The 18,434-nt window shown below is 46.2% G+C and carries 16 protein-coding genes; 6 read left to right on the top strand and 10 right to left on the bottom strand.

The features are described 5' to 3' along the window. Positions 1 to 35: 35 nt before the first annotated feature. Positions 36 to 1,607: a RagB/SusD family nutrient uptake outer membrane protein gene (locus FEM33_RS07565; protein ID WP_139011455.1), complete on the top strand. Its 1,572-nt coding sequence runs from the start codon at positions 36 to 38 to the stop codon at positions 1,605 to 1,607. Between the two features lie 118 nt (positions 1,608 to 1,725). On the opposite strand, the gene FEM33_RS07560 is transcribed toward FEM33_RS07565, so the two are convergent. From FEM33_RS07560 to FEM33_RS07535, 6 genes are all read right to left on the bottom strand, one after another. Further along, on the bottom strand, positions 1,726 to 2,505 hold the full coding sequence (locus FEM33_RS07560; protein ID WP_139011454.1) for a TIGR00266 family protein: 780 nt from the start codon (positions 2,503 to 2,505) through the stop codon (positions 1,726 to 1,728). A 53-nt stretch (positions 2,506 to 2,558) separates the two neighbouring features. After that, a complete protein-coding gene (locus FEM33_RS07555) occupies positions 2,559 to 2,810 on the bottom strand; it encodes a hypothetical protein (RefSeq protein ID WP_139011453.1) in 252 nt (83 codons plus the stop codon). A 108-nt stretch (positions 2,811 to 2,918) separates the two neighbouring features. After that, positions 2,919 to 4,469 (bottom strand): glutamate--tRNA ligase, encoded by a 1,551-nt coding sequence (gene gltX / locus FEM33_RS07550; protein ID WP_139011452.1) that lies wholly within the window; start codon positions 4,467 to 4,469, stop codon positions 2,919 to 2,921. 141 nt (positions 4,470 to 4,610) lie between these two features. Then, positions 4,611 to 4,979, bottom strand: coding sequence for a Rid family detoxifying hydrolase (locus FEM33_RS07545; RefSeq protein ID WP_139011451.1), 369 nt, complete (start codon positions 4,977 to 4,979; stop codon positions 4,611 to 4,613). A gap of 55 nt (positions 4,980 to 5,034) precedes the next feature. Then, positions 5,035 to 5,550 carry an acyl-CoA thioesterase gene (locus FEM33_RS07540; protein ID WP_138282699.1) on the bottom strand — a complete coding sequence of 172 codons (516 nt, stop codon included), beginning with the start codon at positions 5,548 to 5,550 and terminating at the stop codon, positions 5,035 to 5,037. A 17-nt stretch (positions 5,551 to 5,567) separates the two neighbouring features. Then, the gene (locus tag FEM33_RS07535) at positions 5,568 to 6,410 is read right to left on the bottom strand and encodes an outer membrane beta-barrel protein (RefSeq protein ID WP_229214132.1); all 843 of its coding nucleotides are present in this window, start codon (positions 6,408 to 6,410) and stop codon (positions 5,568 to 5,570) included. 219 nt (positions 6,411 to 6,629) lie between these two features. Here FEM33_RS07535 and FEM33_RS26295 point away from each other — a divergent pair, with 219 nt between their 5' ends. Beyond that, positions 6,630 to 6,770 (top strand): hypothetical protein, encoded by a 141-nt coding sequence (locus FEM33_RS26295; protein ID WP_161597082.1) that lies wholly within the window; start codon positions 6,630 to 6,632, stop codon positions 6,768 to 6,770. A 57-nt stretch (positions 6,771 to 6,827) separates the two neighbouring features. Here FEM33_RS26295 and FEM33_RS07530 read toward each other — a convergent pair whose 3' ends face one another. The 3 genes from FEM33_RS07530 to FEM33_RS07520 form a co-directional block, all read right to left on the bottom strand. After that, positions 6,828 to 7,529 carry a head GIN domain-containing protein gene (locus FEM33_RS07530; RefSeq protein ID WP_139011450.1) on the bottom strand — a complete coding sequence of 234 codons (702 nt, stop codon included), beginning with the start codon at positions 7,527 to 7,529 and terminating at the stop codon, positions 6,828 to 6,830. 63 nt (positions 7,530 to 7,592) lie between these two features. Continuing rightward, positions 7,593 to 10,145: a PspC domain-containing protein gene (locus FEM33_RS07525; protein ID WP_139011449.1), complete on the bottom strand. Its 2,553-nt coding sequence runs from the start codon at positions 10,143 to 10,145 to the stop codon at positions 7,593 to 7,595. A gap of 29 nt (positions 10,146 to 10,174) precedes the next feature. Beyond that, entirely contained in the window at positions 10,175 to 10,549 is a 375-nt protein-coding gene (locus FEM33_RS07520; protein WP_139011448.1) for a PadR family transcriptional regulator, read from the bottom strand. Positions 10,550 to 10,780: 231 nt separating this feature from the next. Between FEM33_RS07520 and FEM33_RS07515 the strand changes: the two genes are divergently transcribed. The 4 genes from FEM33_RS07515 (at position 10,781) to murA (ending at position 17,417) form a co-directional block, all read left to right on the top strand. After that, positions 10,781 to 11,287 carry a dihydrofolate reductase gene (locus FEM33_RS07515; RefSeq protein ID WP_229214131.1) on the top strand — a complete coding sequence of 169 codons (507 nt, stop codon included), beginning with the start codon at positions 10,781 to 10,783 and terminating at the stop codon, positions 11,285 to 11,287. Between the two features lie 25 nt (positions 11,288 to 11,312). After that, positions 11,313 to 15,224, top strand: coding sequence for a putative type IX secretion system sortase PorU2 (porU2, locus tag FEM33_RS07510; RefSeq protein ID WP_229214130.1), 3,912 nt, complete (start codon positions 11,313 to 11,315; stop codon positions 15,222 to 15,224). A gap of 101 nt (positions 15,225 to 15,325) precedes the next feature. Further along, complete coding sequence (locus tag FEM33_RS07505) at positions 15,326 to 16,066, top strand: DUF4290 domain-containing protein (RefSeq protein ID WP_139011447.1); 741 nt, start codon at positions 15,326 to 15,328, stop codon at positions 16,064 to 16,066. Positions 16,067 to 16,109: 43 nt separating this feature from the next. Next, positions 16,110 to 17,417 carry a UDP-N-acetylglucosamine 1-carboxyvinyltransferase gene (murA, locus tag FEM33_RS07500; RefSeq protein ID WP_139011446.1) on the top strand — a complete coding sequence of 436 codons (1,308 nt, stop codon included), beginning with the start codon at positions 16,110 to 16,112 and terminating at the stop codon, positions 17,415 to 17,417. A 94-nt stretch (positions 17,418 to 17,511) separates the two neighbouring features. Here the strand turns inward: murA and FEM33_RS07495 are convergent, their stop codons facing one another. Further along, positions 17,512 to 18,366 (bottom strand): 3-keto-disaccharide hydrolase, encoded by an 855-nt coding sequence (locus FEM33_RS07495; RefSeq protein WP_139011445.1) that lies wholly within the window; start codon positions 18,364 to 18,366, stop codon positions 17,512 to 17,514. Positions 18,367 to 18,434 lie beyond the last annotated feature (68 nt).

Raw genomic sequence — 18,434 nt, 5'->3', positions numbered from 1 at the left:
AAGCCAATTCATTTATTTTAATAAAAACATTGATTATGAAGTTATATAGTTTAAAAAATGTAGCCAAAGTATTGCTCTGCGGGTCCATTTTGCTTGGCCCGACGAGTTGCTCAGACTTCCTTGACGAACAAGATCCGTCCAACCTGACGCCGGAAAGCTTTTACACGATTCCCGATCACGCAGAAGCTGCCGTAGCTGCAACCTATGCAGGCCTTCGCTTTTATGGTGACGGGGCCGGTATCTTTTCCGCAAACTGGCAGATGCTTGAAGCCGTAACCGGAACAGCAACCACAGAAACCGGTCAGAATTCGGATTTGAACAACCTGTACTCGCTGACGTATGACGGAAACACGGCGCATGTCAACAACTGGTACAATGGTTTGTACCGGATTATTGCCAATGCAAATCTTGCACTGGACAAGATTCCGACCATTCCTTTCCTGGCTCCGGCAACAGAAGCACAGAAAACAAGATTGCTGGGAGAAGCCCGTTTCTTACGCGCATGGGCTTATTTCTATGCAGTAAGACTTTGGGGTGATGTTCCGTTGATCACAAAACCACAAACTGCCAATTCCGAAGATTTTCTTCCGTCCCGCGCTCCGCAGGAAAATGTATACAACCTGATCGTTGAAGATTTGCTGGCTGCTGAATCTGCAGGCCTTCCTATGACAGACGTAAGCGGTCGCGCTACAACCATTGCTGCCAAATCATTGCTTGCAAAAGTATACCTGACAATGGCCGGATTTCCGCTAAGCAAAGGCGCATCGCATTACAAACTGGCTGCCGACAAGGCTTTGGAAGTAATCAATTACTCCAAGGCAAACCCGACTCAGCTAAACCTTTTCAATACGTACAAGGAAGTGCATCAGGAAAGCCTGAAAAACCGTCTGGAACATATCTTCATGATCCAGTACAACATTTCGGTAGCAGGCAACCCGCTTGGAGATTATTATCCTAACTTCAAACCTGTTACTTATTCAGGTCCGGGCGGAACGGGAAGTACGGTTCCAACGCTTTCTTTCTACAATTCCTACGAAAAAGGCGACCTTCGTACGGTTGATCAGGAAGGATGGTTTTACACCACTTACTTTACAAACGGTGACGGTGCAAGGTTTAACCTTGGTGCACCTTATGTTTTCAAGCATTTCAACATAACCGCAAATGGCACACAAGGCGTACCGGGCACCCGTAACAATAACCTGAACGTTCCGCTGATCCGCTATGCGGAAGTGCTGCTTATCTATGCAGAAGCACAAAATGAAGTTGGCGGGCCAACTCAGGAAGCATATGACGCATACAAAAGGATAAGAGACAGAGCCAAGCTTGCAACGCCTGCGCTGGGAACTTTCACACAGGCATCTTTCCGCGAAGCCGTATGGAGAGAGCGCTGGTATGAGTTCGCTTACGAAGGCATCACCTGGTTCGATATGGTGCGTCTGCGTAAGGTGTTCAACGAAAAAACAAAAGGATTTGACAACTTCGTAGGCCATCTTAACCTGAACGTAGGTTCCGGCGTAGCATTGCAGGAAAAACATTTGCTGTTCCCGCTTGGAGTTCAGGAAATGAAAAATAACCCAAACCTGACTCCTCAGAATCCCGGTTATTAATTTCTTGATTGAATAAAAAAGTCAGCTCCGGTGCATGTGCACGGGAGCTGACTTTTTTATTGGGAAATATTTTATGAGGACTTATGAAAAAACGTCCTTTTGATATTGCGAGAACAATTTAATCTTCAAACAAGCTGCCCAGACCGCCGATGACCGAACCGCTTTCTTTTCTGGAATTAGGCCCGCCGATGGCAAGTCGCTGAATGAGCTTGGAAATAGGCATGGACTGGATCCAGCAACGGCCCGTGCCGCGCAAGGTTGCCAGAAACATGCCTTCTCCGCCGAATACCATGGATTTCAATCCGCCGGACCGCTGGATATCAAAACTTAACGATTGTTCAAAAGCAACTACACAACCCGTATCAATGCGCAGTGTTTCATTGTTCAGCTGACGTTCCATCACTACACCGCCGGCATGCACAAATGCCATTCCATCGCCTTTCAGTTTCTGAAGAATAAACCCTTCGCCGCCAAACAAGCCTGAGCCGAAGCGCTGGTTAAAATGGATTTTCATGCTTGTTCCCATCGCAGCGCAAAGAAAACCGTCTTTCTGAACAATCAGCTCATTGCCGTATATTTTGGACAAGTCAATAGGCATGACCGTTCCGGGATAAGGTGCGGCAAAGGCAAGTTTTCTTTTTCCGATTCCTCTGTTTGTAAAATGCGTCATAAACAGCGATTCTCCGGTCAGAAGCCTTGTTCCAGCCTGAAAAATCTTGCCCATAATACTTTGATTCGCTTCGGAGCCGTCGCCCATTTTGGTTTCAAACTGAATGCCGTCTTCCATAAAAAGCATGGCACCGGCTTCTGCAATGACAGTTTCATTGGGGTCCAGCTCGATTTCCACAACCTGGATATCATCGCCAATGATTTTGTAGTCAATTTCGTGTGAGATCATCTTCGTACATTTTATTTTGAATAGTCGCTGTGAACTTTTAACGGACTCTGTTCTTACTCCTCTTCTTCCTCACTGGTTTTCTTTTTCTTCGATTTCCGTGTTTTCCGGCCCGGAATATCTTCCCGGTCACGAAGCTTTTTGTCATCCACATTCTTGTTCAGAAATTCATTGATGCGGTCCATATCAAAACTCGTCGTGATTTCACCGAATGAATTAATCTGAATGTCAAAGCCGTCCAGATCTTTATGAACGCGGGGTTTTTCCGCATCCGGCTTTGCTATATCGGTTTGTTTCTTTTTAGCCATGTGATTGATAGCAGTGGAACGTTGGAACGGTCCGTTGTTCAATGATTACGAAAATATGCAATAAATATTCAGTTAATATCTGAAATTGATCCTGTGGTTATAATACAACTATGCCAGGCGAATTTGTGCCGGTAAACGGTCAAGTGCATTTTCAAGCCTTCTGATCACTTCTTCCTTTCCAAGAATTTCCATGATGATCATCAGATCCGGGCCGGCACCTGCTCCGGTAACCGCAAGCCGCAGTGCCTGCATAATTTTGCCCATTTTAACGCCAAGATTTTCCATTGTGGCTGAAAGTTTATCCTTGATGTCATGAGCGGTAAAACTGCCTTCAAATCCGGCCAAAGCATCTTTAAATCCTGAAATGGCATTTACAGCTTCTTCATTCCATTTTTTCACTGCCGTATCCTGATCGTAGGTCTCCGGCGCATGGAACAAAAAGACGGATTCATCCGCAATTTCGCGCACAAAATGCACACGGTCTTTCAGCAAATGAACGATCTGTGCAATCTGGTCTTCATTGACGGAAATTGATTTTTGCTGATAAAGCGGTTTCAGCTGCGCAATGATTTCTTGATCGTCAAGCTGTTTCAGGTATTGCTGATTAAACCAGTTGGCTTTCTGAATATCAAATCTTGCTCCGGCTTTATGTACCCGGTCAAAGCTGAAAGTCCGGATCATTTCTTCCATGCTGAAAAGCTCCTGCTCCGTTCCGGCATTCCATCCGAGCAGTGCCAGAAAGTTGGCCGTTGCCTGCGGCAGATAGCCTTCTTCGCGAAACCCTTTTGCCTTGTCGCCCGTAACCGGATCGGTCCATTGCAACGGAAATATCGGAAATCCGCCGAGGTCTGCATCCCGCTTGGAGAGCTTGCCGTTCCCGTCCGGTTTCAGCAGCAAGGGAAGGTGTGCAAACTGTGGCATGGTGCTTTCCCAGCCAAGGTAGCGATACAGTAAAACATGCAAAGGAGCAGAAGGAAGCCATTCTTCACCACGGATCACGTGCGTTATGCCCATCAGATGATCGTCCACAATATTGGCAAGATGATACGTAGGCATGCCGTCGGACTTCATCAGCACCTTATCGTCTATTTGTGAAGAGTGAACAACAATCCAGCCGCGGATCAGGTCATTGAAACGGATGTCTTCCTTCGGCATGATTTTCATCCTGATGACATACGGCATTCCGCTTTCCAGCCTGGACTTGGTTTCCTCGGCAGACAAAGTCAGCGAATTCTTCATTTCCATGCGTGTAATGGCGTTGTACTGCGCGGCTGCCACTTTTGCAGCTTCCAGTCTTTTGCGCATTTCGTCCAGTTCTTCGGCCGTATCGAAAGCATAATAGGCTTTTCCTTCTCGGATCAGCTTTTCTGCGTATTCCATATACATTTCTTTTCTTTCCGACTGGCGGTAAGGTGCATTCGGGCCACCCTGCTGCGGGCCTTCGTCGATTTTTACACCCAGCCATTCCAGTGCTTCCAGTATATATTCCTCTGCACCCGGAACGTAGCGGTTCTGGTCGGTATCTTCAATACGAAGCAACATCTGGCCTCCCTGCTGGCGCGCAAACAAATAATTGTACAAAGCGGTGCGGACACCGCCTGCATGAAGCGGGCCTGTCGGGCTGGGGGCAAATCTTACTCGGACGGGTTGATTATTCATTTATTCTTGACTATTAAATTCTGGTTTTGAAAGTCATTTTTTGTCATGGATGGAAACTAATGGTCATTGATGGTCATTAGTAGTCACAAATGATTTGGATGAGCTTTTAAGAATGTGGCAACAAATCCTGGTGCGGGCGTGCTATTCTACTGCAATTACTGAAATTTCTACATTCACATCTTTGGGCAGCTTTGCAACCTGTACGGTTTCGCGCGCCGGCGGTTCACTGGTAAAAAAGCTTCCGTAAATCTCGTTTACCGCTGCAAAGTCATTCATATCTTTCAGGAATATGCTCGACTTAACCACGTTGGCAAATCCCAGCCCGGCTGCTCCGAGAATATGGCCGATGTTCTGCATGACCACGCCTGTCTCTGCTTTGATATCGCCGGAAGTCGCCAGTTCTGCTGCAATCTGACCTGAAACATAAAGCGTTCCGTTTACTTTAACAGCCTGGCTGTAAGGCCCGATCGGAGCCGGCGCTTTTTCTGAATATATAATTTCTTTTGGCATAAAATGGATAAATTGATTTGGTAAAATTACCAAAAATGATGTGCGGATTAAATTATCAGCCCTGAAAAAGCGCTTTAAGCTCCGTTGCTTCGGCTGGATTCATACGGCCGGCCAGAACAAGCCTCAGCTGACGGCGGCGGAGTGCGCTGAGATAAAGTTCTTTTTCATCATCCGTTTCCGGTTCGAGGTGCGGAACTTCAATGGGCCTTCCGTTCTGATCCACGGCAACAAAAGTATAAAAGGCGCGGTTTGTACTTACGCGCACGCCGGCAGGAATATCCTCGGCCCACACTTCCAGAAAAACTTCCATCGAAGAATTGAAAGCGCGCGTTACCTTGGCATTCATGGTAACGATATTGCCCAGCTTGATCGGTTCGGTAAAGGAAACATTGTCAACAGAAGCCGTGACTACGATGCGGTTGGAATGTTTCTGCGCGGCAATGGCGGCGCAAATATCCATCCAGTGCAAAAGCCTGCCACCCATCAGATTGTTTAAAGTATTGGTATCATTGGGAAGAACCATTTCTGTCATGGTGACTTCGGACTGATGCGGATGCTTGGGCTTTAACATGTGGTTATGATGAGAGATTAAAATTTCGGGCAACGGGTTTTCTTTCTTTCCTGCGCCTGCATCCGGTTACCGATCAGGTAAGTAGCGCGCATCTGCAGAAAAAGGTAACTGTCTTTACTCTTGGCACTTCCCCTGTTCCATCCGGGCTGCCGCGGTTCCTGGCCTATTTCGGCAGAACGGTCGGAAAGTCTTCTGGCCAGATCGCTTGGCAGCTGGTCGGGATTCGGGTATACCGTGCTTGCGTCATCCAGATAGTCGGAATTCACAAAGTTATTACAAAGCTCCACACCCAGGCTCAAACGTTCGGAAGTTTTGAAAGAAGTACCGATTCCGGCAGTAAATACAAGCGGCAGACGGTTATATTTAACTCCTTCCGTTGTAAGCGGCGCGAGTTTGTGCCATTTGCCATCCAGCTTTGCCTTTGGATTCAGCAGCGTAAACCCTGCGCCTGCCATCAGATAAGGATTAATGCGGGCCTGCCGGTTATATGAAAAAAGATCAGCCTGAATACCGAGATTGATGTCCGGGTTAAAAGTCCTGAAAGAAAGATTGTTCTGAAAGTTTCTGGCATACTTCTGGTCGCCGGACACCTGATAAAACCGCAGTTCTCCGCGTGCACTCACATGTTCCGACAGCCGGTACAATGCGCCGATTGAAACTGAAGGCCCTAGTCCGAGATGCTTCATATTCACGCCGTCTTTCAGATCACCCATGTAATAGGCAACGCCGACTCCGCCCGTCAGACTCAGAACCCCGAAAGGATTAATGTAACGATTGCCGAACCGGGACTTTCCCTGCGCGCATACTTGCATGGCTGTCAGGATCAGCATAGCCAGTAGTAATGCTTTATTTTTCATCATGGCACGGCCTGTATTCTTGTTAATGAGAAATTGCAATTTGTAAAGGAAATGAATTTATGCCAAACACAGGAAATGTCCACAAACTTCTTGCCAGTATAATAGCGGGATCTGAAGCAAGATGTATTAAGTTAAATGTGAAAAGTGAAATGTCGGAAAATGAAATGGTGAAGTAACTTCCGGATTGTAATTAAAAATAGGGAGAAGGAAAATGCAGGCCAAATGGAAGTATTTGCAGAATTTGAAATACTTCGTACAAAACTTAGTCAGATTGAAGTCGGTCCGGATCTGGATTTGTCTTCTTTGGCAAATGATGTCAATAAAATAAATCTATGTCCTGAAAACCAAAAAAGACTGCCATAAAGAATGACAGCCTTTTTTGTTATAAAATATTACTTGAAACCGGAATGTGCTTGTAATCTAGTCCCTCTTTACAGAACTGGCGCCCGAAGTACTGGAATGAACTTCGTTATCACGGACATTTCCCGAGTATCGGACACTGCTTGCGCCGCTGGCGTCTGCACGCACCGATGAACTGGCAACAACTGCTGCGCTGCTTGCGCCGGATGCATCAATGTTGACGACCTTGCAGGAAAAATCTCTTCCCTTGAATGAAGATGCGCCCGAAACTTCTCCGTTCAGAACATCGCCTTTGCCGGAAAGCACCAGTGACGATGCGCCGGACAAATCAAAGCTTACTTTCGGGGCCGAAAAACTCATTGTAACCTGCGAAGCGCCGGAAACATCAATATCCATACTTTTAACTCCCGTAAAATCGCCCACATTCGCCTTGCACGCTCCTGAAAAATCAACAGCTTCCAGAGCCGGCATCGTTATCTGAACGTTTACCGTTTTCCGGTTTCTGTTCCAGCCTTTGCTTTTATAACCCAGATGCAGCGTGCCATCCTTTACGGAAGTTTCCAGATCCTGCAGATCTTCGGTGCGTCCGCTTGCCGATACGCTGAACCTGTTACCTTGCTTGACTTCGATTCTGAATGCACTGCCCATGGACAGTTTGTTGAAACCGGAAACATTGAAGCCGCGGGTTTCCTGCGCCGAAGCATTAATGGATAAACACAAAGCCAGCAAAGCAGCCAAATGAGATAAAAATAACTTTTTCATAAGTAATCAATTAGATTTTTTAAAAGATGACCGGTATGCAATAAATGTTGCACTGGTTAGGAATTATTCCTGTACATTAATTTTACTGGCGCCGTTGGCATTTCTTTCCAGATTTGGTATCCGGCCCAGTTCTATTCTGGATGCGCCGGATGCTTCTACCTTTGCATTTTCGATATTCATTTCTGTTGCAGTCACTTTGCATGCTCCGGAGGCATCAAGATCCGCCGAACGTGCCGCTCCTTTCAGATAGGCTTTGGATGCACCCGAAACTCCCAGTGTAAGCTGGTCCGTTTCAACATCTATTTCAGTCTGGGTTGCACCCGAGATATCGATATCAAGCTTTTTAAGTCCTTTAAAACCCGTAATCCTTGTTTTGTTTGCTCCGGAAAGTGACACACTTTCCACATTCGGCATGGTGATGATCAGCCCGATTCTTTTCCATTTGTTGCTGTCGAATATACTTAATTCAGACTCGCGTTTTATCTGCAGCGTTTCTCCGTCCGTTACTACTCTCAGGTCGTCCACATCTTCCTGACTTTCACTGTCTGCCGAAATATTAAATTCGGCTCCCTCGCGGATCAGGATGGAATAAGCGCCGCCGATATCGACTTTTGTAAAATTGCCTGCCGGAAATTGCTTGATGTAATTGCCGCGCTCGCCCAGATCAATGTTGCTGTTATCATCGCCGTTCAGCTCGAACGAGTAATCCGGATTGTTGCTGCCTTCGTTTTCTTGTCGGATAAATTTGGCAGGAATATTAACACAAATCAGCCCGGAGTCACTCTTAACAGTCCATATGAGCTTGTTCCATACCACTTCTTCATTGTCCAGATCATAGCGTTGTACATTCCGGAAGTTATCGCCCCAGTGTGACAGCGAATAATAAAAATCACGCGTCATATGAAACGGTCTGTTATAAGGAATGTTCAGCGTAAGGTCAATCTGCTGGTCCCGGAAATATCCGCCTTTGCCAATCGACGGGCCGTCATTAAAAGTAAATACGGAATCCCTTATGCTGATGTCATACTTCAGAGCTTCGGCATTCTGACGCGCGTTCTCGCGGGAGTTACCGCGGGAAAAAAGTGTTTTGTCCAGCTTGATACTGTCCGTTCCGCTGTATCCTTCCAGCCTGATATCAACGCGAACGTTATCTTCATCGTCCATGTTTTCATGATCGAGTGTCAGCGTACCTTTTGGTAAAGCATAGTAAGCCGTTTGCTGCACCTCACTGCGGCGCGAAAAATTTCTCTGATACGATATTCCTCCGACTGTACTTCCGATAATCCCGACGATCCACAAACCCAGCAACGTAAGCCATACCGAACTTCCTACAATCCTTTTCTTGGACAAAAGCGTAAGGCCAAGCAGTAAAAAAGTTATAAAAGGAATCGCAGCGACAAGCAGTCCGGACAGAATCAGGATGCCGGGAAGTTCCTGAAAAATCCGGAACGGTGCCGGCAGGTTTTCAAACGGCGCAGCATTGGTTACGCCGAGTGCCACTCCGCCGCTGATGACAAGTCCAAGCAGGGAAAGTACCGCAATCGCAATCAGGATGGCACCGATCAGAATCCGGACGATGGGCCCAAAGCTTCTGAGCAATTTTCCCAAAGCACCGATGATCAGCGCAATGGCGCGGAAAGGGAAAAGAAGGACTTTCGTCAGGCCATGCTCTTCGCCGCCCTTTTCGTCCAGATTGAGGCTTTGCTTGATATTGGATTCAATATTGGAAAGCGTAATGGGTTCGCCCTGCATTTCCATTTTTTCCGTAAGCGTGTTAGCAGCCGGGGCAATTACCCAAAGGACGATGTAAATAATGACACCTGTTCCAAACACGAAAATGGACAATACCCAAAGAAACCGCACTACACCCAGATCCACTCCGAAGTAGGAAGCGACACCCGCCGCTACCCCGCCGACTACCTTGCGGTCGGGGTCACGATAGAATTTCTTGATCTTGGTATCTTCTTCAAGCGTGGTTGTTCCCGGAAATGCAACCCACATGGCAATGTAAACCAGCACCATAAAACCGGAAAGCGGACCCAGTTCATCTTCGATATTCAGATTCAGTATGCCCGAACCCGCCGGCAAGCCAATCACTGCAAACAGAAAAGCCAGACGGACCCAGATCGGATCAATGGTAAAATAATGGGCTAATCCTGCGGCAACTCCTCCGATCAGCTTGCGGCGAAGGTCTCTGTACAGTTTTCTGGGCGCAGCAGTTTGTGCTGTTTCCGTTTTTGGTGCGCTGTAAGATGACGAAGAAGAAGTGTAAGTTTCCTGTGCCGGTGCGCTATGGGTTTTTGCAGATACCGATTCCAGCGGATCAGCAAAAATATCATCAGACTGTTCGATGGCTTCAAAGTCGGCAACGGTTCCCATGGCAGCGATCAGTTCATCAACGTCGGAAAGTGAAATAACCTGTTTGGCCTCTGCTTTCTGCTTGTTGAGAAATCTTTCTGCAATCCTTCCTTCAATGTCTGAAAGTATCTCCTTGCTGTCGGCAAATGAAGAAAAGTACTTCTGTATCGACGAAAGGTACCCTTTGAGTTTCTCATAGCCGTCTTCCTCGATATGGAAGATGATGCCGCCTATATTTATGCTGATTGTCTTTTTCATGATGGTAAAAATCGAATGTCTCTTAATGATCAGTTAGGGTCCGGAAGAATCGTTGAATCGGTATTGCTTAGTTCTTCTGTCCGGTGAATGATGGTTTGTACCGACTGCGCCAGCTCGAACCATGTAGCCTGCATGGCATCCAGAAATACTTTTCCCTCATTGGTCAGAACGTAATACTTCCGCGGAGGCCCGGACGACGATTCCACCCATTTGTAATCCAGCCAGCCCGAGTTTTTCAACCTTGTAAGCAGCGGATACAATGTCCCTTCCACAACCATTATCTGAGCAGACGTCAGTTCATCCAACATATCCGAAGCGTACACTTCGCCTCTGGATATGATATGCAGTATGCAGAATTCAAGAATTCCCTTTCGCATCTGCACCTGGGCATTTTCAATATTCATGTGGATTCATGTGTTTATTAAATGAATAAGTTCATGGCTAATAGACAGGATTGATACCTTCTACCATACAAAGGTATACACAGGTACTTTGTGATGCAAGGTACCATGTTAGAAAAATATTTGTTCCGGGATGAATGGCTGCCATGCAGGTTAACCGGTTGAAAATTCATGTGACATTCCTGCCGTAATTTACGTTACTGATAAAATACAATTAAATCCCTGCAAATACTTATGAGTCAGACACAACTATACATGATTGCTGCAATGAGTGAAAACCGCGTTATCGGGCTTGAAAACAGGCTTCCGTGGCATCTTCCCGACGAGTGGAAGCATTTCAGGAAAGTTACTGAAGGCAAAGCTTTTCTGATGGGCCGCAAGAGTTTTGAAGCACCGGACGCACTTCATTCCGCATACAGAAACGTCATTCTCTCTTCACAAAAACCGGAAAAGACAGAACTGGATGTGGAATATGCAAAAGATATTTCCGAAGCGCTTGCGTTACTTTCTGGCGAAAACGAAGTCTTTGTATTGGGCGGCGCAACGGTGTTCAGGGAAATGCTTCCGATGGCTCAAAGACTTTATCTCACAATCGTGCATACGCAGGTGGAAGGAGATGCTTTTTTCCCGGATTTCGATCCGGATGAATGGGTTCTTGCGAGTTCGGAATTCCACGATACAGACCATAAACATCAGTATGCTTTTTCAATGAACCTGTACATCAGAAAAGCCGCCGGATGAATACAACTTGCAATCAAATGACCTGATGCCCGGATTATTAACACACACTTTATATCTGATTTGCTTTGTAACGGCTTTTTCAACATCGCTGAAAGCTCAGAAAAATATCGGGAATGAATGGATCCATCCGGCGCAGACCTATCTTCGTATTTCGGTTACCGAAACCGGATTTTACAGCATAACGGGTCGTGAACTTATTGCAGCAGGATTTCCCGCAGATTCGGTTGCTTCTTCGGCATTGCAGCTATTCCGCCGGGGAAAAGAAGTTGCCATTGAAATTCACAGTAAGGAACCGGAAAAGCTTGGCTATGAAGGTTCTGTCTCTTTTTACGGAGAACGGAACGACGGCGCACTGGATTCTTCACTTTACGTTTCGCCCACTGCGATGCCGCATCCGCATTACAGCCTCTATTCGGACACGGCCGCTTATTTTTTAACCTGGAACCGGGACGGCAAAACCGGAAAAAGGATAACGACGGCAGTAACTGAAAAAGCTGTGGATACGGTTGATTACCATTTTGAAGAAATTACGCATATTCTCCATTCACACTATGCACCCGGCAGTTTCTATCCGGCAGGAAGCAGCTTTGATAACGGCTCGGCGCTTTCAGACTATGATTTTGGAGAAGGCTGGACGGGACCGGAAATCAGGCAGGACCAACCTTTTACCATTTCAGAAAATACGAAAAATGCAGCCCGGAACCTTTTCAGTAAAGCTGAAATTGAACTGATTGCAGTCGGACGATCTGCCGGGAACCATGCTTTTGAAATCTGGTCGGGCGACAAAAACAATCTTGCTGAAAAACTGACTTCGTTTCAGCTGAAAGATTACAATTCCACACGCATTCATTTGTTTCTAAAACCTGAAAACCTCCATGACGACGGCAAAGTAAATCTTACACTCTTGCCGGCAAAAAAGGAAGGCAGTATTTCCGTTTCATTTTTCAGGTTAAAATATCCGCAGCAAACGCTCTCAGCAACCGGAAATGCGCAGGAAACATCCTTTTTTGATGACGCTGAAAAAGCGCGTTTCTGGAAAAACCGCAATACAGAAGATGCCGAATTTTACAATTGCTCCGACGCATACAACCTTCGAAAGCTGAACCAAGCCCGTTCAGGAATTCTGCTCGGCCGTGCCCGGAAAGTTATCCGCGTCAGCAAACCCTTGAAAGTACAGAACCTGAAAATGGTAAAGTTCAGCAATATTGATCCGCGATCAACGGATTATCTGATCATAACGCATCCACTTATGCACGTTCCGGTCGGGAACAAAGACCCGGTTCTGGAATATGCAGCTTACCGTGCATCCGCCAAAGGAGGAAATTACAAACCTTTAATTATCAGTATTGAAGAGATATACGACCGGTTTAATTACGGAGAACCCGGCCCGCTTGGCATAAAAAACCTGATTGCATGGATGCATGAAAATGGCAAGCTGAAATTTGTACTTCTGATCGGCAGATCCGCTGATCCACAGACAGCGCGCAGATTATCCGGTGCAAGGCAAATAGATATGGTTCCAAATGCAGGCTGGCCGGGTTCCGATCTTGCGCTGGCCATGCGGCCGGATGGCTTTCCGATGGTTTCAGTAGGAAGGATCAATGCATTCACTTCTCAGGATGTGTCCGATTATCTGCAGAAAGTAAAAGCTATGGAAGCCGAGCCTTCGTCTGCCGCGTGGCGTAAAAACATGCTGCACCTCAGCGGAGGAAGGTCCCGAGACGAACTTGCGACTTTCAGAGATTATGTCAAATCATTTGAAAAGAAAATTGCCGGCTCGGCTTTGTCGGCCCGCGTTCAAACGATTTCAAAGGAAACCGATGATCCGGTGGAGCATTTTCCCATTTACAATACCGTAAACAAAGGCGTTGCGCTTGTAACTTTATTTGGCCATTCCAGCCTCGATGTTACCGACATTGATATTGGATCTGCAACAAACGGAAAGTATAAAAACAAACCTTTTTATCCGGCTGTCATTGTAAACGGCTGCGCGTCGGGAAGTATTTTTTATTCCGCCAATACGCTCAGCAGCAACTGGATATTTGCAAAAGAAAGCGGTGCCGTTCTTTTTCTTGCGCATACTTTCAACGGCGTTTCCACTACATTGAAAAACTATACGGAAACTTTTTACGAAGTATTGTCAGATTCTGCATTTACAGATAAACCTTTCGGCAGCATACAAGTGGAGGCAATCCGGCGCAATGTGAAAAGCAATCCGGGCTTGTATCATGTAATTACGGCTCAGCAGATGAACCTGCACGGAGATCCGGCGATCAGGCTATTTCCGGCTGCACTTCCGGATTACATGCCGGACGTTAGCGCTGTTGAATTTTCGGATCAATACGGAAAAAAGCTCACTGCCGGAAGTGACAGCATCAGGATCAGAATTGTTATTTTAAACAATGGCCGCTTCCGGAAAGAAAATTATGATTTACGGATAAAAAGGATCAGGGATTCAAAAGTTATAAGCGCATCCAAATCGATGCATGCCGCAATGCCGGACGCTGACACGCTGGAATTCAGGTTTTCAAATGAACTTCAGACTGCGGGAAAAGAAAACTGGACATTTCAGATTGACCCTGAAAATGTGCTTCCGGAAGAAAACAAGGCCAATAACAGTGCATCCAGTGAAATTAAATTAACAGAAACGGGCGCATGGCCGCTTCTTCCTGTGGCCGGCTTTGTAACCGCAAAGCAAATGACAGAACTGGTGGCACGGGTTTCTCCGGAAAACGAAAATATCAAAGTTGTTTTTGAATGGGCGGATAATGAAAACTTTCATGCAAGTCATAAAAGATATGTTATCGCTTCTCATTTGACGGCGCGGCATCTGATCCGTATTGATCCGGGAAAAACTTACTGGCGCGTATATCCTTATGAAAAACCGGCGTTTCCTCCGCACAGCCGCAGTATCATCTACAACCCTGATTTTCAAAATCCTGCACAATTGCCTGAATGTGTTGTTTATTCAGAAAATACCGGAAAGACGGATGTGGAAGAAGGCAATGCATTTCAGCTGAAAGCCGCTTTTCAGAATGTTACAAACATTCCGTTCAAAGATTCTGTTGCTGTGCGGATTACGCATAAAAGTCCGAAAGGAACAAGTACTGAAACTGTAAAACTTGCGGCATTGAAAGCAAATGAACTTCAGGAATATAAAAACAGTTTTCAAACGGCAGCGGAAGCCGGAAATCATGAAGTAACGGTTGAATTCAATACTTCGCATTTACCGGAAGAAATTTACACAAACAATTCAGTCCGTTATGCTTACCGTGTAATTCCGGATCAGATTCCGCCGGTTCTGATCGTGCATGCAGACGGCAGGCAATTGTCTGATCATGACTATGTTTCCAGCAAACCGGTTGTTGAAATCCAGCTTTTTGATGAAAACAGGTTTCTGATCCGCAGCGATACTTCAGGAATTGCATTGTGGCTCAAAAAGAAATGTACGGGCTGTACCGAACAAAGAATTTACTTGCGGAATGCCCGGCTGAAAAGTCTTGCGCCGAATAATTTTTTCCTGAGCCTGGATTTTCCTGAACTGGAACCGGGCGAATACATGCTTTCTGTTCAGGCGCAGGATTTAAGCGGCAACTTTGCTCCGGATTACAACATCCATTTCACCGTGGGCGACTTGCTGAAATTAGCGGATGTTGCTGTTTCACCAAACCCGTTCAACGAAAATATCCGGATCAGTATGAACTTTGCAGGGTCATTTGCATCTGAAAAAGTGAAATTTTGCGTTTATCATATTTCAGGAACAAAAATTGCAGAAACAGACCTGAATGCGCATTCAGGAAAAAACGAGTGGTTCTGGAATTCAGAGAGCCTGCCCCCGGGGCAATATATTTATTCACTGGAACTGAATGAAAAGAAGTGGTCGGTTTCGGAGAAAGCAAGGAAGGCCATGCGCGGAAAACTGATACGGGCACGTTAATGAGCATAATTACAGGTTTCATTCAAACTCCGGATTTTATTTGCAGCTTTTCTTTCCACAAAAACTTCTTATTTTTGTCAATAATAAAATAATTCATACTCTTGAAAGAATACGGTAGTAACGTACAAAAACTTGCCGATCACATCGTAAAGATGGAAGATAAGGCAAAACGCAACCTTTACGCGCACATTCTGATTGAACTTATGCGGCAAATCCATCCCAATATGCGGGATAATCAGGATTATACCAACAAACTCTGGGACGACCTGTATATTATATCCGGCTTCCAGCTGGATGTGGACAGTCCGTTTCCGCCGCCGTCCAAGGAAGCACTGGGTAAAAAGCCGCTTAAAGTAGGTTATAACCAGCAAAACCTTACTTACAGGCATTATGGCCGCAACATTGACCTGCTGCTTGAAAAGGCAATACAGACTGAGAACAAGGAAGACAAGCTGGCATTTGTATCTTACATTTTCCGTCTGATGCGTTCTTTTTTCAATACGTGGAACAAGGATAACCCGGAAGACAATGTGCTGCTTGTGCAGCTGGAACAGCTCAGCAAAGGCCAGTTGAAAGAAGAAATTGATTACATACGCCAGAACGGCCCCGTAGAAGCAGCTCCGAAAGACCGGAACAACAACCAGGAACGGAACCGGGGAAACCATCAGGGTGCCGGCTTCAAGGTACAAACCGGCCACAATCCCGAAAGGCAGGGCGGCAATAATCAGGGGAACGGCAACCCGAACCGAAACCGGCCGAACAACAAGTTTTCAGGCCGCAACAACAACACAAACAATAATAACAACAACAACCGTAATAATCGCAAAAAACCTGGAGTCTGACTTCCAGGTTTAATTTTATCCAGTCCATTGCCCAAACTCAAATATGGCTTCATTCAAAATAACCGGAGATAAACGCCTGAAAGGTGAAATTGTACCACAAGGCGCTAAAAACGAGGCATTACAAATTATATGTGCTGTACTTTTAACCAAAGAACCGGTAACTGTTCATAATATTCCAAATATCCGTGATGTAAATCAGCTTATCAGCCTTTTGGGCGACCTCGGTGTCACTTGTACCCGACTGAGCGATCTGTCCATCCGTTTTGAAGCCAGCCATGTCAATCTTGATTACCTTGAATCGGATGCTTTCCGCCAGAAGGCAGCTGCCCTTCGCGGGTCTGTCATGCTGCTCGGACCAATGCTTGCAAGGTTCCGGAAAGGAAGAATTCCGCGTCCGGGCGGAGACAAGATCGGAAGAAGAAGGCTGGATACCCACTTTCTGGGTTTTGAAAAACTCGGTGCGGAATTCAGTTATGATGAAGCAGACGGCGGTTTTTACAAAGTGGATGCCGCGAATCTCAAAGGCACGTATATGCTGCTGGATGAGGCTTCCGTTACCGGAACGGCCAATGTACTGATGGCAGCCGTAATGGCGGAAGGAACAACAACGATTTACAACGCAGCCTGCGAGCCGTATCTTCAGCAATTGTGTAAAATGCTGAACAGAATGGGCGCAAAAATATCAGGCATTGCATCCAACCTGCTTGTTGTGGAAGGTGTAAGCGAACTGCACGGAACCGAACATACCATGCTTCCGGATATGATCGAAATCGGAAGTTTTATCGGTCTTGCAGCCATGACGCAGTCTGAAATCACGATCAAGAATTGCCAGATTCCGCAACTGGGCATTATTCCGGATGTTTTTCAAAGGCTCGGGATCAAAATGGAATTCCGCGGCGACGACATTTTTATTCCTGCACAGGAACATTACCGTATTGAAAATTACCTTGACGGTTCTACGTTATCCGTTGCCGATGCACCGTGGCCGGGCTTTACGCCGGATTTGCTGAGTATCGTTCTCGTTACCGCTACGCAGGCACAGGGAACCGTACTTGTTCACCAGAAAATGTTTGAAAGCCGGCTTTTCTTTGTTGACAAACTGATTGAAATGGGCGCGCAGATCATTCTTTGCGATCCGCACAGAGCGACTGTAATCGGCCACAACCGTGAAACGCAGCTTCGCGGAATCCGCATGACTTCACCGGATATCCGTGCAGGTGTTGCGTTGCTGATCGCTGCTTTGTCCGCAAAAGGAGTCAGTATTATCGATAATATCGAACAAATCGACCGCGGATATCAGAACATTGATGTGCGGCTGAATGCAATCGGTGCTGAAATCGTAAGGCTGTAAGCGTTATATTCAGGCGTATTATACTAAAAATAAAGTCTTACTACGGCAAAGCTGCATTGTAGTAAGACTTTATCATTTATAACACCTGTAAAAATTACTTCTTCTTGTAAATGCATTGACTATTATCCGCTTTTACAAAATAGGATTTGTAATTGGAAGCTTTCGGGTCCATGCAGCCTTTCAGGTCCAGAATTTCCACTTTCCGGAATTCCACCGGATGACTTTCGCTTTGCAGGGAAATGGAGCCATGATCGAGCAGCTTTCCGTTCACAAGTAGAGACGCATCGTGGCCGCTTACATTTCCGCCGCCGATCTGAGGTTTGTTGTATTCCAGCACCATTTCTCCGTTGGCAAAATGCTGAACAAGCGAATCGCCCAGCACAAGCACTTCCGCCCTCACCCACTGGTCACCGTTATAGGTTTTTGACCTGGAAGTAACGCAGTGCTGCGTAATCAACTTGCCATCCATTACGACATTCGTTCCCGGCGTACACAGGTTACACGTTGTGCGCTTCTTGCCGTCACCGCCCAAAAGCTGCACTTCGATGGAAGCAGGAAAGTCCTGATCTTTCCCCATTGCAGCAGCAGGCTGCCCGTGTACCATAATGCCGCTGTTTCGCCATGCCCAGCCCTCGCCTTTCGGGGCCTGTTCTCCTACAAAACGATACTCAACGGCAATGCGGTAATATGAAAAATCCCCTTTATAGAATATATGACCGTATTTCTGCGCAAAATCATCGTACTTGTCGTAACGAACCACCATTTTGCCGTCTTCAACCCGGAATGTATTGCCATAGTTGTTGTTCAGTTCATAACCGCGGATTTTGATGTCCCAGCCATCCAGGTTTTTTCCGTTGAAAAGCTGTTTCCATTCCTGCCTGTCTTTCTTTTCCTGCGCAGAAGCAAACAAGCAAAACAGGCTGAAAAGTATTGTCAATTGTAATTTCATGAATAAAGGTTGGTTAAATGAACTGGTTTGGAGCAATTTTTTTATCTGGCATTGTATCCGAAGCTGCC

It is taken from the genome of Dyadobacter flavalbus (assembly GCF_006149045.1).
In the GTDB taxonomy this organism is placed as follows: domain Bacteria; phylum Bacteroidota; class Bacteroidia; order Cytophagales; family Spirosomataceae; genus Dyadobacter; species Dyadobacter flavalbus.
Note: the sequence above shows the minus strand (reverse complement) of the source record. Positions and strands in the feature narration are given on the sequence as shown.